A 14,712-nucleotide genomic window follows, 5' to 3' on the forward strand; every position below is an offset into this window, starting at 1 on the left:
GTTCGGATGATGGATTACTTGGACAGCGCGCGCATGGCGTTTTCGAGGCCGGCCAGGGTGAGGGCGTACATGCGGTTGCCGAGAATCTGGCGGATCGCCGATATCGACTGGCGATATTCCCACAGCCGCTCGGGTTCGGGATTGAGCCACGCGTGATGCGGAAACTGGTCCGCGAACCGGCGCAGCCAGACCGCGCCGGCTTCCGCGTTGTTGTATTCGACGGAACCGCCCGGCTGAAGCACTTCGTAGGGGCTCATGGTCGCGTCGCCGACGAAGATGAGCTTGTAGTCGGGCGTGAACTTGTGCAGCACGTCGAAGGTGGACGCGCGCTCGGTGTGGCGGCGGCGATTGTGCTTCCACAGATAGTCGTACACGCAGTTGTGGAAGTAGTAGAACTCGAGATGCTTGAATTCGGCCTTCGCCGCCGAGAAAAGCTCTTCGACGCGCTTGATGTGATCGTCCATCGAGCCGCCGACATCGAGCAGCATCAACACTTTCACGTTGTTGTGGCGCTCGGGCACCATCTTGAGATCGAGCCAGCCCGCGTTCGCGGCGGTGCTGCGGATGGTATCGGGCAAATCCAGCTCTTCCGCCGCGCCTTCGCGTGCGAAGCGGCGCAAGCGGCGCAGCGCGACCTTGATGTTGCGCGTGCCGATCTCGACCTGATCGTCGTAATCGCGATACGCGCGCTCGTCCCACACCTTCACCGCCGTGCGATTCCCCGACGATTCCCCGCCGATGCGAATGCCTTCCGGGTTATAGCCGCCATGCCCGAACGGCGACGTGCCGCCCGTGCCGATCCACTTGTTGCCGCCTTCGTGACGCTCCTTCTGCTCGTCCATCAGTTCCTTGAGGCGCTCCATCAGCTTGTCGATGCCGCCGAGCGCCTCGATGCGCTTCTTCTCTTCCGCCGTGAACTCGCGTTCGAGCCGCTTCTTCAGCAAGTCGAGCGGAATGTCGAACGCTTCGTCGGGAAGCTGCGTCACGCCGTGAAAGTACGCGCCGAACGCGCGATCGAACTTGTCGAAGTATTTCTCGTCCTTCACGAGCGTCATGCGCGCGAGGAAGTAGAACTCGTCGAGCGAAGGAGAAATGACCTGCGCCTTCAGCGCTTCGAGCAGCGTCAGATATTCCTTCACGGACACGGGCAGCTTCGCGTCGCGCAGCGAGTAGAAGAAGTCGATCAGCATGGCGCGCTCCCCTTCGTGACGTGAATCAGCGGTCGAGCCGGTGCTTCAGGTGCGTGCGCACCGCCGGCCATTCCGATTCGATGATCGAGAACACGACGGTATCGCGATACGCGCCGTCCTTGCCGATCTGGTTGTTGCGCAGAATGCCGTCCTGTTTCGCGCCGAGCCGCGCGATGGCCGCGCGCGACTGATGGTTCATGAAATGCGTGCGGAACTCGACCGCGATGGCCTTCAGTTGCTCGAACGCGTGGCCGAGCAGCAGCAGCTTGGCTTCGGTGTTGAGCGCCGTGCGCTGCACGCGCTTCGCGTACCACGTATGGCCGATCTCCAGCCGACGATGCGCCGCCTCGACATTGAAATAGCGCGTGGAGCCGACGACATCGCCGCTCTTCGGATCGATGACCGCGAACGGATGCGCGCCGAGCCGCTCGCGCATGTCGATGGCCGCATCGATATAACCGCGCGCCGTATCGGGCGAAGGCACGCTCGTGTACCAGAGCTTCCACAACTCGCCGTCGGCGGCGGCGCTGGCGAGCGCGGCTTCGTGCTCGACGGTCAGCGGCACCAGCTTGACGTGCTCGCCTTCGAGCGTGACGGGTTCGATCCAGCGGCTCATGCGTGCGTGTCCTTTTTCTTTGTCGTTGCGTAGCGTGTCAGCGGTCGGGTCAGCGGTTGTTGCGGTTCATGAAAAGCAGCCGCTCGAAGAGCGCGACGTCCTGCTCGTTCTTGAGCAGCGCGCCGTGCAGCGGCGGAACGATCTGCTTCTGATCCGACGAGCGCAGCGCGTCCGGCGGAATGTCTTCCGCGAGTAGCAGCTTCAGCCAGTCGAGCAGCTCGGACGTCGACGGCTTCTTCTTCAGCCCCGACACGTTGCGCAGCTCGAAGAAGCTCTGCATCGCGGCGGCGAGCAGGTCCTGCTTGATGCCGGGAAAATGCACGTCGACGATGGCTTTCATCGTCGTGGCATCGGGGAACTTGATGTAATGGAAGAAGCACCGGCGCAGGAACGCGTCGGGCAGCTCCTTCTCGTTGTTCGACGTGATGATGACAAGCGGCCGTTGCTTCGCCTTCACGAGTTCCCGCGTCTCGTAGACGTAGAACTCCATGCGGTCGAGTTCGCGCAGTAGGTCGTTCGGAAACTCGATATCGGCCTTGTCGATTTCATCGATCAGCAAGACCGACTGCTGGTCCGACTCGAACGCCTGCCACAGCACGCCCTTGACGATGTAATTGCGGATGTCCTTAACGCGCTCGTCGCCGAGTTGCGAATCGCGTAGGCGCGAGACGGCGTCGTATTCGTACAGACCTTGCTGCGCCTTCGTCGTCGATTTGATGTGCCACTGCAGAAGCGGCATGCCGAGCGCGCCGGCCACTTCCTCGGCGAGCATGGTCTTGCCGGTGCCGGGCTCGCCCTTGATGAGCAAGGGCCGCTGAAGCGTCATCGCGGCGTTCACCGCGAGCTTGAGGTCGTCGGTTGCGACGTACTGCGATGAGCCTTCGAAGCGCATGACGAAGATCCGGTGAGGAAAAAAATCCCAGTATAAGTCAGAAGCCCTTTCCCGATGGACGCCTCGCCGCTATCGTTGCAGCCTCGTACGCGCTCGCGCGAAAGGGCGCGGACAACGCCGTTTCGAGCGAAGCACGCGGCTTGCTGAAGCGCGGACGCGTGCAAAGCGTGCGCGATGTGAAGAGGCGAATTGTCGCAGGTCGAATGTTCGACTTTCAGCCGTTTCCCATTGCCATAGCGGCTTTCAGCCTGTCTCCGATAATGGACGGTGCGGAGGTCGCGCGGTACAATTAGCCCGATTTTTTTGGCCTGCGCGGGCCAGCCTGCGGCCATCGGACACAGTCGGACTGACGATGAACCGCTCAAGAAGCAGCGCGGAAGGCGAGTGCGCTCGGCGCGGGCCGCGCCTTCGGAGCGCCGATTTCCCCTCATGCTAGGTTAGAAGCTATGAACAATTTCGTCGGCAAATGTGCCGTGATTGCAGCGCTGTCGGGTCTTGCCGGCTTCGCGACCCAGGCGTCGGCGGACGTCGTGGGCAACGCCAAGGCCGCTCAGGGCAAGGTCGCGATGTGCATCGGCTGCCACGGCATTCCCGGCTATCGCACGGCTTACCCCGAGACCTACGAGGTGCCGATGCTGGGCGGCCAGAACGCGCAGTACATCGCCAATGCGCTGCACGCGTACAAGAAGGGCGACCGCCACTTCGACACCATGCGCGCCATCGCGGTGACGCTGTCGGATCAGGATATCGCCGACATCGCCGCGTACTACGCCGCGCAGACGCCCGAATCGAAGAACAATCCCGACAAGTGATTCCGGTTGGCCGAATGCGCGGTTGAAAGCGCATCGGACGACGTGGGACAGACAACATTGCATGGGGCGGGGCGACGCGTAGCGAGCGATCCCGGCCGACAGGAGAATTCATGAAGCCCTCTCAGGCACTTCAATCCAGCTTCAAGGCAGCATGCGCGGCGGCGGCGCTCATCGGCATGGCGGCGCTGAACACGGCGCACGCAGCCGACGCGGGCAACGGCAAGGTGCTCTCCGAAAGCCACAACTGCGCGGCCTGCCACGGCCCGAACCTGAACAAGCCGGTGAGCGGCGAATATCCGAAGCTCGCGGGCCAGCACGCGAGCTACATCTACTGGGCGCTGCGCCAGTATCAGATGGGCAACGGCAATCCGAACTTCGGCCGCAACAACGCGATCATGGCCGCGCAGGTGCAGAGCCTGTCGCAAAGCGATCTGAAGGATCTCGCCGCTTATATCGAATCGCTCGACGGCAGCCTCGTGCTGAAGAAGTAAGCGCGATTCGGCTGTACGCATAAACGAAACACCCCGCATCGAGCGGGGTGTTTTCGTTTGGAGCGATGTTTAGTCCCTCGAAGCACGGCGCTCGATGAGCGCGAGGTACGCATCGGTGTCCGGCGGCGTGTTGCTTCGCTGCGCCTCCCAGATCACTTGCCCGAGACATTCCATGATCGCGTGCTGCGCATCGTGCGGCGAGCCGAGCCGTGCGACCAGCTTGTCGTGCGCGCGGCGGATGCCCGGCGGCTGATCGATCGACAACTGCTCGCTGATCGCGAGATGCATCGACAGATGCAGGAACGGGTTGGTGCGGCCTCGGTCGGGCGAATAATCGGCGACGCGGGCGTCGGGATCGGCGAGTTCGGTTTGATATTCCGGATGCTCGCGGATCCAGTCGGCGGCCATGCTTTCGAGCGGCGTGAGGATTTCGCCCGCGCGCTCCTTGCGCCACGTTTCGGTGAAGAACTGGCGGACTTCGTCGCGGCTAGGGTTGAACATAAGCTATTGATTCCATTGCGGCATTCATGCCGATATTGTAGCTGCGCAGCGCTCAGACGACAGGCGCGGGCGTCTTCGGCCGATACTCGCAAAGCGGCTCGATGGCGCAATGCCAGCATTCCGGCACGCGTGCCTTGCAGGTATAGCGGCCGTGCAGGATGAGCCAGTGATGCGCGTCCTGAAGAAACTCTTTCGGCACGTTCTTTTCGAGCGCCGTTTCCACCGCGCGCACGTCCTTGCCGGGCGCGATGCCCGTGCGATTCGCGACGCGGAAGATATGCGTATCGACGGCAATCGTCGGCTGCCCGAAGGCAACGTTCAGCACGACGTTCGCGGTCTTGCGTCCGACGCCGGGCAGCGCTTCGAGCGCCTCGCGATTGTCGGGCACTTCGCCGCCGTATTGCTCGACGAGCATGCGGCACGTCGCGATCACGTTCTTCGCCTTCGTCCGATACAGCCCGATGGTGCGGATATAGTCCGTCACGCCTTCCTCGCCGAGCGCGAGCACCGTGTCGGCCGTGTTCGCGACGGGAAACATCCGGCGCATTGCCTTGTTGACGGACACGTCGGTGGCCTGCGCAGACAGCATCACGGCGATCAGCAGTTCGAACGGAGTCGTGTATTCCAGCTCGGTCTTCGGATGCGGATCGAGGCTTTGCAGCGTCTCGAAGATGGCGCGTCGCTTTTTGGCGTTCATCGGGGCGTGTTTGAACCGCTATCGTTTGGATCGGCGTTTGGATCTTCGTTCGGGTCGCTCATGCGCAGACGGCGGCGGCGCTCCTCGGCGGCGTCGATCTGCGCCTGCACGGCGGCGCTGACATGCTCGGTGTTCTTCGGACCGGCGCCGGTCTTCGCCATCTCTTCCTTCTTCTTGCGCGCGCGTTCGAGCGCGGCCTGGATGATCGCGCGTTTCCTGGCCTCGGCGTCATCGTTCGATACAGCGGCCGGCGCGGCTTCAGGCGCGGCCTGCGCCGCACGCGATGCCTGCCGCGCCGACGCCCGCGCTTCCGCTTCCACGCGTTCCCGTTCGATGCGCGCCATGCGCCGGTCGTGACGCGTGCGCGCGGCATCGGCCTGTTCTTGCGTCCACGCGTCCCAGCCGGTGGCGTCGCCGGTGACGGGGATCATCGCGATGCAATCGACCGGGCAGGGCGGCACGCACAGATCGCAGCCGGTGCACAGTTCCGCGATGACCGTATGCATCTGCTTCGCCGCGCCGGCGATGGCGTCGACGGGACACGCCTGCATGCACAGCGTGCAACCGATGCACAGGTTCTCGTCGATGACGGCGAGCGGCCGCGCGCGTTCGACGCCGTGCGTGGTGTCGAGCGGAATCACCGGCTTGCCGAGCAGCGACGCGAGACGTGCGACGCCCTCCTGGCCGCCCGGCGGGCACTGGTTATAGCTGGCCTCGCCGGCGGCGATCGCCTCGGCGTAAGGCCGGCAGGCCGGATACCCGCACTTGGTGCATTGCGTCTGCGGAAGCAGATCTTCGATGCGCGCGGCGAGCGTCTTGGGCGTCGTGGAAACGGTTGCGGTCACGTGGGGTAAAAAGCAGAGGACTCGAAGTGAAACTTGACGGAACGGCGGCTTCAAAGGGACATTGCTGCGGCATCGCGCGCGTCCGGTTTAATGCTTCAGACGTCATTATCGCCGAAGTCCGCAATGTTCTGCGTCCGTGGCCTTTTATCCCAATTGCCAATGCCTCTGCGATGTGCGCATAATCGAACCGCTTTATCGATTGACCGCAGGACGGTGTTCCCCAATAACTTTGGCGCGCCCGTTCACGTCATGTACCCCAATGCGGGCCGCGTGACGCATATCCGGACAACGCGGCTCCCGACTCATGCCATCATGAATCAGCCGAAAATCAAAAGAGATCCTGAAGGAACCCGCCGCCGTATCCTGCTTGCCGCCGCGGAGGAATTCGCAGCGGGCGGCCTGTTTGGCGCGCGCGTGGATCAAATCGCCCGGCGGGCGGAAACCAATGAACGTATGCTGTATTACTACTTCGGTAGTAAGGAGCAGCTCTTCACAGCCGTACTCGAACACGCGCTCAGCGCGCTTGCCGAGGCCGAGCGTTCGCTCGATCTCGACGGCGTCGCACCCGTCGAAGCCATGACGCGCCTCGCGCATTTCGTTTGGGATTACTACCGCGACCATCCCGAGCTGCTACGTTTGGTCAACAATGAGAATCTGCACGAAGCGAGATATATCAAAGGATCGAATCGGACGCGCGAGCTGATTTCGCCCGTCGTCGATACGCTCACGAACATCCTCGATCGCGGCCAAAAGGCGGGGCTGTTCCGCGCCGATGTCGACCCGCTTAAGTTGTATATCGCGCTGTCGGGGCTGGGGTATTACATCGTGTCGAATCGGTTCACGCTCGAAGCAACCTTTGGTCTGGATTTCAGCGAGCCCGCGCAACGTGAACAAATGGTGAAACTGAATACGGAATTGCTGCTTGCCTATTTGATGCGCCGCTGAAACGCTGCGCCGGTCGGAAACAAAAAAACGTCGCGCCTTTTGCAAGGCGCGACGTTTTCATTTTGAAAATGGAATCGGTACCGAAGCCAATATCAGGCTGCAACCGCTTCCGTTTTCGGCGATTTGTCGTGTTCGAGAATGAACTCGCGCAACTGCGGATACACCATCGTGCGCCAGCGGCGGCCCGAGAAAATGCCGTAATGGCCGGCTTTTTCGGCAGTGAAGTGACGCTGGTTCTTTTGCGGGATGCCGGTGCACAGGTCGTGCGCGGCGCGCGTCTGGCCGCTGCCGGAGATGTCGTCCAGTTCGCCTTCGATGGTGAAGAGCGCCGTGTTCTTGATGTCCTGCGGACGCACCATCTCGCCGTTGACTTCCCACGTGCCTTCCGCCAGCCGGAATTCCTGGAACACGATGCGGATGGTCTCCAGGTAATACTCGGCGGCCATGTCGAGCACGGCGTTGTATTCGTCGTAGAAGCGGCGATGCTGTTCGGCGTCGTCATCGTCGCCGCGCAGCAGGTTTTGGTAGAAGTCCCAATGCGCGGTGAGATGGCGCTCCGGATTCATCGCGACGAAGCCCGCGTGCTGCAGAAAGCCCGGATACACCTTGCGGCCCACGCCCGGATAGTTCGCCGGCACCGTGTAGATGACATTGTTCTCGAACCATTCGTACGAGTGCTCGCTCGCCAGCGAATTGACCGACGTGGGACTGCGGCGCGCATCGATCGGGCCGCCCATCATCGTCATCGTGCGGGGCGTGGCCTCGCCGCGGCTCGCCATCAGCGAAATCGCCGCGAGAACGGGCACGGTCGGCTGACACACCGAGATCACGTGCAGGTCCTTCGCGCCGATGTGGCGGATGAATTCCTGAATGTATTCGACGTAATCGCTCAGATCGAACGCGCCGCTTTCGAACGGCACCATGCGCGCGTCGATCCAGTCGGTGATGTACACCTTGTGGTCCTGCAAGAGCGTGCCGACCGTATCGCGCAGGAGCGTCGAGTGGTGGCCCGACAGCGGCGCGCACACCAGCACGATCGGCTCGTTCTTCAGCTTGGTGACGGTGGCGCTGTCGTCGGCGAAACGCTTGAAGCGCAGCAGTCGGCAAAACGGCTTTTCGACGACCGTCTGCTCGACGATCGGAATGTTGTGACCGTCCTTGACGATCTGATGGATGCCGAACTCCGGTTTCTCGTAGTCTTTCCCGAGACGGTAGAGCAGTTCGTAGCCTGCGGCAAAGCGCGTGGAGCCGGGAACATAGGCGAGGGGGCTGGCCGGATTCACGAACGACTTCGACGCGGCCTGGGCCCATGCAGTGAGGGGAGACAGCATGGCCCGTTGAAATTCGTGGATTTGGTAGAGCATGTTGGCCCCAATGACTTCGGTACGAACCGGTCTGCCCGCCGAATCCGGTGATGCTTCCGTCCGGAGTCGACGGCAATCGAAAAATCCCGGCGGCGCGGTGGCTGACCGTGCCGCAAGGTGCAAAGGTTGCTGGCCGCAGCGCGCCTGCACGCTGCCGCCGTCCATCCGATCAGGCGACAAAACTTGACTGAACGCAAGATTTTCCGCCTATCGGGTGGCCGGTACAACCACCCGGTGAATTTTGCCGGCTTCCGCGCAACAGTTTTGTCGTTGTGCAGTGCATCAATATTAGCGGCAAGCGAAGGGGCTGGCTAATTAAATCAATCGCTTGCATCGTTTATTAACGTTTCCCGCTGGCCGCATCGACGGCGACTTCGGCCCCGCGACGCTCGGAACTCGACGGCTGGCCGGTCGCCTTCGCCATCTCTTCCTCGTGGCGCATCAGGTTCATTCCCGTATGCACGAGCGCCACGTGCGTGAACGCCTGCGGGAAGTTGCCGACCATGCGCTTCGCCACGGTGTCGTATTCCTCCGCGAGTAGCCCAACATCGTTCGCCAGGCCGACCAGGCGCTCGAACCTGGCATGCGCTTCGTCGTGCCTGCCTTGCAGCGCCAGATTGTCGACCAGCCAGAAGCTACAAGCCAGAAACGTGCCTTCCCCCGGCGGCAGACCGTCGGAAACTTCGGTCGTGTGATAGCGCTTCACCAGTCCATCGTGCGTCAGATCGGTCTCGATCGCATGTACGGTGCCGGTCACACGCGGATCATCGGGCGGCAAAAAGCCGAGCAGCGGGATGAGAAGGAGACTCGCGTCGAGCGCATCGCCGTGATAGACCTGCGTGAACGCGTTCATGGCCGGATTCCAGCTTTTCTCGCAGACATCGGCGTGAATGCGGTCGCGCATCTCGCGCCAATGGTCGACAGGACCGGGCAGGCGAAACTTCTCCGCCGATTTGATCGCGCGGTCGTACGCGACCCACGCCATCACCTTGGAGAACGTGAAGTGTTGGCGTCCGCCGCGCACTTCCCAGATGCCTTCGTCGGGTTGTTCCCAGATGCCGTCGAGATGCTGGAGCATCGTGCACTGGATGGACCACGCGGTGTCGTCGCTTTGCAGGCCGCCGACGCGCGCGAGGTGCAGCGCGTTCATCACTTCGCCGTAGACGTCGAGCTGCAACTGATCGACCGCGCCGTTGCCGATGCGCACCGGCTGCGCGTTTTCATAGCCCGGCAGCCACGGAATTTCCCATTCGGGCAGCCGCCGCTCGCCCGCGATGCCGTACATGATCTGCACCTGCGACGGCGATCCGGCCATCGCGCGGCCGAGCCACGCACGCCACGCGCGGGCTTCGTCGTAATAGCCGCCGCGCATCAGCGCGAGCAGCGTGATGGTCGCGTCGCGCAGCCAGCAATAGCGATAATCCCAGTTCCGCGTGCCGCCGAGCTGCTCGGGCAGCGATGTCGTCGGCGCCGCGACGATGCCGCCCGTCGGTTCATACGCGAGCGCCTTGAGCGTGATGAGCGAGCGGCGGATCGCGCCGGCCCAGCGGCCTTTCAGTTCGCTTTGCGCGGACCAGTCGCGCCAGTGGTTTTCGGTGCGCGCGAGCTGCGTGTGCGGATCGTGCGCGGGCGGCAGGCGCAAGTGCGATTGCGAATAGCACAGCGAGAACGGCACGCGCTCGCCTTCGCTGACATCGAAGCAGGCGGTCGTGCGCATGTTCTCGCCGACGAGATCGACCGGCGTGCGCAGCACCGCGAGATCGGGGCCGGCGATCGCGCGGATGCCGCTATCGTCCGGCAGACGGCTGACCCACGGCACCGCCGATCCGTAATCGAACCGCAGCACGAGTTCCAGCTTCATGCGCACGGTGCCGCGCTTGCCGACGACGATGCGCACCAGTTCCGAATGTCCGTTGCGCGACGGCATGAAATCGACGACGGTGACGGCGCCTTCCGGCGTTTCGAAATCGGTTTCGAGGATGAGCGTGTCGTCGCGATAGCGGCGGCGCGTGACGGGCGATTCTCCGTCGGGCATCGAAGGCGCGATCAGCCATCGGCCGTGCTCGGGCGTGCCGAGGAGCGCGGAGAAGCACGCGCCCGAATCGAAGCGGGGCCAGCATAGCCAGTCGACGGAACCGTCGCGGGAGATGAGGGCGGCGGTGTGGCCGTCGCCGACCATGGCGTAGTCTTCGATCAGTGCGGGCATAAGCGAACGTCGTTGCGATCGGCGCGCGAGGCGCCGGGTTGTCGGGGACGGCGCGCCATCGGCGGCCGCGGCGCAATTGCCTTCCAAATATGCATCTGCATGTGGCCGCATTCTGCCGCAATCGTTCATGGCGAGCAGAAAACCGGGCGCTTCCGCCTGGCGGCGGGGTGCGCGAAAAGCGCTGCGACGGCGTGCCGCGCCCGGTTGGCGGATAAACGCTACCCGAGCGCCGATTGCACCGTTGCCAAAAAAATAAGCTGATGTTTGAATGAACGTCCGCGCAATGGTTCGCGCGCCTTCCACGGCGCGATCGCTCACCGTTTCGGCGCATGTCGCGCGGACGCCGCATCGTTTCCTTCACACACCGTTGCCACGCGTTTCGAGGACACATAACTATGCTTAATCCGTCGAAAGCTGACTGCATCGCCATTCTTTCCGCTGCAAGCGGCGTACGCGACACCGACGCCTTGCTCGCGCTCGATCACAAACGTCTCGGCCTCTCGCGCAACGCAATGGACACCGCCGCGGTCTTTCTCACCGAACGCGGATGTTTCCGCCACTATCGCTTCGGCGCGAGCGGTTTGTCCGTCGGCGCGTTGTCCCTGCAAGGGCGCATGCGGCTCGATCAGCTTGCGAACGGCTAACTGACCGAGCGGAATCGGCGCCCGGGTCGACATCGCAAAAGTCGTCCAGAAACGCACGCGTGCGGCTCGAACTGCACGCGTGCGTTTTGCTTTCAGTGTGAAGAAAGCCTTACACGCGGAACCGTTGACGCGAATCGGCGTCACAAGGCAACGTGATCCTCAGAGATGCGCCGCGCCCGTGCCGAACAAGCCGATCAGCCCGATGACGATCAGATAGATCGCCACGATAAAGTTCAGAAGCCGCGGCATCACCAGAATCAGAATGCCGGCGATCAGCGAGATAAGCGGTCCAAGGCTCAGGTGAATGTCCATCTCATCAGCTCCTTTGTTGGTTCAAGTCGTGTAGCCAGTTCATTGGCGTCGAAGCGGCGATTCCCCGTGGTCCGCAACTTGCTGCCGTACAACGCCGATCCGTGCCGGCCGACGCCCTTCATAACAAGCAGCAAATAGACGATGAGGAGGTTTCATGCAACCGACCCCTTCCCGCGCCGCGACGATTCCGCCCTTGCAAGCACCGCGCCAGCCCTCGCCGACGAAGCGCTGGACGAAAGGCATCGCGTTCATGCTGACGCTCGCCGCCGCGCAAGCCTTCGCGCAGACGACGGGCGGCGCGGCCGCGTCGCCGTCACCGGGCGCGAGCGGCGCGCAAGCCTCGGGCACGGGCGAAGTCTATGACCTGCTCATCGGCACCTACACGGGCGGCGGCAAGAGCGAAGGAATCTATGTCTATCGTTTCGATACGGGCAACGGCGAGCTGACGCGCGTGGCATCGGCGCAGACGGTGAATCCGTCGTATCTCGTCGTCAGCCGCGACCGCAACTATGTCTACGCCGTCAACGAATTGCCCGGCGACAACGGCCCCGCGTCGCAGCGCGGCGGCGTGAGCGCGTTCCGCTTCGATCGCGCGAGCGGGCAACTGAGCTTTCTGAATCGCGTGTCGGCGGACGGCAACGATCCCTGCTATCTCGCGATCTCGCCCGACGGCAAATATCTGCTCGCCGCGAACTATTCGGTCGCGGCGAATCCCGGCGGCAGCTTCGCCGTTTTTCCGCTTGCCGGCGACGGACACGTCGGCGCATCCGTGCTGACCGTGCATCATGAAGGCAGCGGCCCGGTCAAAGGCCGGCAGGACAACTCGCACGTCCATTCGACGGTCTTCTCGCCCGACGGCAAATATCTTTTCGCGCAGGATCTCGGTCTCGACAAGCTGTACAGCTATCGCTACACGCCCGATGGCAGCCGCGGCCTGTTCGGTCCGACCGAAGCGCGCTACACGCCGATCAAGGCGGGCGCCGGCCCGCGCCACCTGACTTTCGACGCGAGCGGCAGGCACGCCTATCTGACGTCGGAGCTGAACGCGTCGGTGACCGTGTTCGATTACGCCGACGGCAAGCTCACCGAAACGCAGTCGCTGCCGATGACCGCGCCGGGCTTCAAGGGCAAGATCGGCGGCGGCGCGCTGCATCTGTCGCCGGACGGGCGCTTTCTCTACGCGACGAATCGCGGCGACGTGAACGAACTCGTCGCGTTCGCGGTGAATCCGGCGAACGGGCATTTGAAGCTGCTGAAGCGCTATCCGACGCTCGGCAAGACGCCGCGCGAATTCGCGATCGAGCCGGGCGGGCGATGGCTCGTCGTCGGCAATCAGGACAGCGACAGCGCGTTCTTCTTCCGGCGCGATCCCGCGACGGGCGAACTCGCGTCGGACCCGAAACGCCTCTCGATCGGATCGCCGGTGGACTTCAAGTTCGTCTCGCCGTCGTGATGACGGCACCATGCCGTACCCCGAATAGCCACGCAGTCCATCCACGATGACAAAAATAAAGGTCAAGGCGGTCACGGTTTCACTGTTGTGTCTTTCGTTCGCGGCGCACGCCGGCGAAGCCCAGTGCGATTACAAGCACGAGTGGCTGTCGTCGGCATGCGAGCGCGTGATGCGCGTCGCGCACGACGGCACCTGGGACTTGTACCTAACCGGCTATGGCTGGCACATCGACGGCTATACGAATCGCAGCGAGCTGAACCCGTGGTCGTGGGGCGGCGGGGCGGGCAAGCACTGGATCGACGCGAACGGCAACGAAGACCTGCTCTTCGCGATGGCGTTCTCGGACTCGCATCACAACTTCGAGCCGATCGTCGGATACGCGCGCCAGTGGTACACGAATCCGGCGCTGGGCGGATTGCAGCTCGGCGGCGGCTTTTTCGCGGGCTTCACCGCGCGCAGCGACGTCGCGCATTACCTGCCGCTGCCGCTCGCGTTCCCGGTTGCATCCATACGCTATCGGCGGACGTCGATCATGGGCACGTTCATCCCGCGCATTCCCGGCCTCAACGACGGCGACGTCGCGTTCTTCTTCGGCCGCTACGAGTTCTAGTACGATGCCCCGGCGGTCCGGCAGGCGGGCCGTCATCGACCCTGGTTTTTGAAAGGCAGAAGCAAGATTGGACACCATCCGCATTTCCGACACGCCCTCGCGCACAAGCGCGGACCGCAACGATCCGACGCCGCCGGGCTTCATCAGCGCGTTCGACTTCGCGGGCGGCGAGGCGCTGCGGCTGTCGTGGGATGAGGCGCGCAGGGCCGTCGCCGGCGACGGTCTCACGTGGCTGCATCTTTCCGCAAACGACGATACCGTCGAAAGCTGGCTGGAAACCGTCACGGCGATGCCGGACGTCGCGCGCGAGTTCCTGAACGGCGAGGATAAGCGCCCGCGCGTGCACATGGGCGGCAACTTCATGTACGGCGTGGTGGCGGACCTGGAACTCGTCGCCGCCGCGCCGCAAGCCGCGACGCCCGGCGCGCGCGAGGACAACCGCGCGACCGGCGCGCTGCGCTTTTACGTCGATAAACACCGCATGATCACCGTGCGCGCGCGGCCGCTGCAATCGACCGACCGGCTGCGTCACGCGGTGCTCGAAGGCGCGACCTTCCGCGATACCGTCGATCTCTTCGCGGGCCTGATTCGCGCGCTGAACGAGACGTTCGTGGATCGCATCGACGAAATCGGCGACCGGCTCGACGACGTGGAAGAGGGCGTGCTCGAAAACAGCCACGCGAACTGGCGCGCGCAACTGGGCGACGTGCGGCGGCGTTTAGTCGAGGTCAAGCGGTTTATCGATCCGGAACGCAACGCGCTGACGCAACTCGTGACGCGCCGCCTCGAATGGGCCGAGCCGCGTTCGATGGAAGCGCTCGTGCAGGCCATTCAGGTGCTCAATGGTCTGGGCGGCGGACTCGAAGGGCTTTATGAGCGCGCGAAGCTGCTGCAGGACGAGATCGCGGCGCAGCTTTCCGAGGACATCAACCGGAAGCTGCTTTGGCTCGCGATCATGTCGGCGTTGCTGCTGCCCGCCACGCTCGTGACGGGCATCTTCGGCATGAACGTGGCCGGATTGCCCGGCACGCACGATCCGCATTCGTTCTGGATCGTGGTCGGCGTGATGGCGGGGTGCGCCGCCATCACGATCATGCTGTTGCGCAAACTGCGCTTATGGTGAGTTGAGCGCGC

The 14,712-nt window shown here is 63.4% G+C and carries 16 protein-coding genes; 7 read left to right on the forward strand and 9 right to left on the reverse strand.

What is annotated here, in order from left to right:
• Positions 1-14: 14 nt before the first annotated feature.
• From NCR39_RS04285 to NCR39_RS04295, 3 genes are read right to left on the reverse strand one after another with little or no spacing between them, the layout of a single operon-like run.
• Positions 15-1,190 carry a vWA domain-containing protein gene (locus NCR39_RS04285; protein ID WP_250450900.1) on the reverse strand — a complete coding sequence of 392 codons (1,176 nt, stop codon included), beginning with the start codon at positions 1,188-1,190 and terminating at the stop codon, positions 15-17.
• A 25-nt stretch (positions 1,191-1,215) separates the two neighbouring features.
• The gene (locus tag NCR39_RS04290; RefSeq protein WP_250450901.1) at positions 1,216-1,806 is read right to left on the reverse strand and encodes a GNAT family N-acetyltransferase; all 591 of its coding nucleotides are present in this window, start codon (positions 1,804-1,806) and stop codon (positions 1,216-1,218) included.
• Positions 1,807-1,855: 49 nt separating this feature from the next.
• Positions 1,856-2,698, reverse strand: a complete 843-nt coding sequence (locus NCR39_RS04295) for an AAA family ATPase (RefSeq protein ID WP_250450902.1) — start codon at positions 2,696-2,698, stop codon at positions 1,856-1,858.
• Between the two features lie 446 nt (positions 2,699-3,144).
• Between NCR39_RS04295 and NCR39_RS04300 the strand changes: the two genes are divergently transcribed.
• Together NCR39_RS04300 and NCR39_RS04305 are read left to right on the forward strand one after the other, a co-directional pair.
• Positions 3,145-3,510, forward strand: a complete 366-nt coding sequence (locus tag NCR39_RS04300; RefSeq protein ID WP_035960766.1) for a c-type cytochrome — start codon at positions 3,145-3,147, stop codon at positions 3,508-3,510.
• A 110-nt stretch (positions 3,511-3,620) separates the two neighbouring features.
• On the forward strand, positions 3,621-4,001 hold the full coding sequence (locus NCR39_RS04305; RefSeq protein WP_250450903.1) for a c-type cytochrome: 381 nt from the start codon (positions 3,621-3,623) through the stop codon (positions 3,999-4,001).
• Between the two features lie 69 nt (positions 4,002-4,070).
• On the opposite strand, the gene NCR39_RS04310 is transcribed toward NCR39_RS04305, so the two are convergent.
• Genes NCR39_RS04310 through rsxB form a run of 3 tightly spaced genes read right to left on the reverse strand, consistent with a single transcriptional unit; the run spans position 4,071 to position 6,098 of the window.
• On the reverse strand, positions 4,071-4,502 hold the full coding sequence (locus tag NCR39_RS04310; RefSeq protein WP_250450904.1) for a DUF1841 family protein: 432 nt from the start codon (positions 4,500-4,502) through the stop codon (positions 4,071-4,073).
• Positions 4,503-4,554: 52 nt separating this feature from the next.
• On the reverse strand, positions 4,555-5,199 hold the full coding sequence (gene nth / locus NCR39_RS04315) for an endonuclease III (protein WP_250450905.1): 645 nt from the start codon (positions 5,197-5,199) through the stop codon (positions 4,555-4,557).
• Positions 5,196-6,098 carry an electron transport complex subunit RsxB gene (rsxB, locus tag NCR39_RS04320; protein WP_284507086.1) on the reverse strand — a complete coding sequence of 301 codons (903 nt, stop codon included), beginning with the start codon at positions 6,096-6,098 and terminating at the stop codon, positions 5,196-5,198. Before rsxB ends, nth begins: the two co-directional genes overlap by 4 nt.
• Before the next feature lie 258 nt (positions 6,099-6,356).
• On the opposite strand from rsxB, the gene NCR39_RS04325 reads away from it, so the two are divergent.
• On the forward strand, positions 6,357-6,989 hold the full coding sequence (locus NCR39_RS04325; protein ID WP_250450908.1) for a TetR/AcrR family transcriptional regulator: 633 nt from the start codon (positions 6,357-6,359) through the stop codon (positions 6,987-6,989).
• A gap of 92 nt (positions 6,990-7,081) precedes the next feature.
• On the opposite strand, the gene NCR39_RS04330 is transcribed toward NCR39_RS04325, so the two are convergent.
• Positions 7,082-8,353, reverse strand: a complete 1,272-nt coding sequence (locus NCR39_RS04330) for a polyhydroxyalkanoate depolymerase (protein WP_250450909.1) — start codon at positions 8,351-8,353, stop codon at positions 7,082-7,084.
• Between the two features lie 340 nt (positions 8,354-8,693).
• Positions 8,694-10,559: a glycoside hydrolase family 15 protein gene (locus NCR39_RS04335; RefSeq protein ID WP_250450910.1), complete on the reverse strand. Its 1,866-nt coding sequence runs from the start codon at positions 10,557-10,559 to the stop codon at positions 8,694-8,696.
• 395 nt (positions 10,560-10,954) lie between these two features.
• Here NCR39_RS04335 and NCR39_RS04340 point away from each other — a divergent pair, with 395 nt between their 5' ends.
• A complete protein-coding gene (locus tag NCR39_RS04340; RefSeq protein WP_250450911.1) occupies positions 10,955-11,203 on the forward strand; it encodes a hypothetical protein in 249 nt (82 codons plus the stop codon).
• Between the two features lie 159 nt (positions 11,204-11,362).
• Here NCR39_RS04340 and NCR39_RS04345 read toward each other — a convergent pair whose 3' ends face one another.
• A complete protein-coding gene (locus NCR39_RS04345) occupies positions 11,363-11,515 on the reverse strand; it encodes a DUF3096 domain-containing protein (protein ID WP_250450912.1) in 153 nt (50 codons plus the stop codon).
• A 154-nt stretch (positions 11,516-11,669) separates the two neighbouring features.
• On the opposite strand from NCR39_RS04345, the gene NCR39_RS04350 reads away from it, so the two are divergent.
• From NCR39_RS04350 to NCR39_RS04360, 3 genes are all read left to right on the forward strand, one after another.
• On the forward strand, positions 11,670-12,968 hold the full coding sequence (locus NCR39_RS04350) for a lactonase family protein (protein ID WP_502800156.1): 1,299 nt from the start codon (positions 11,670-11,672) through the stop codon (positions 12,966-12,968).
• Between the two features lie 46 nt (positions 12,969-13,014).
• Entirely contained in the window at positions 13,015-13,578 is a 564-nt protein-coding gene (locus NCR39_RS04355; RefSeq protein WP_250450913.1) for an antimicrobial peptide resistance and lipid A acylation PagP, read from the forward strand.
• Positions 13,579-13,645: 67 nt separating this feature from the next.
• Positions 13,646-14,701, forward strand: a complete 1,056-nt coding sequence (locus tag NCR39_RS04360) for a transporter (protein ID WP_250450914.1) — start codon at positions 13,646-13,648, stop codon at positions 14,699-14,701.
• Positions 14,702-14,712: the final 11 nt, after the last annotated feature.

This window comes from Caballeronia sp. ATUFL_M2_KS44 (assembly GCF_023630965.1).
Taxonomy (GTDB): domain Bacteria; phylum Pseudomonadota; class Gammaproteobacteria; order Burkholderiales; family Burkholderiaceae; genus Caballeronia; species Caballeronia concitans.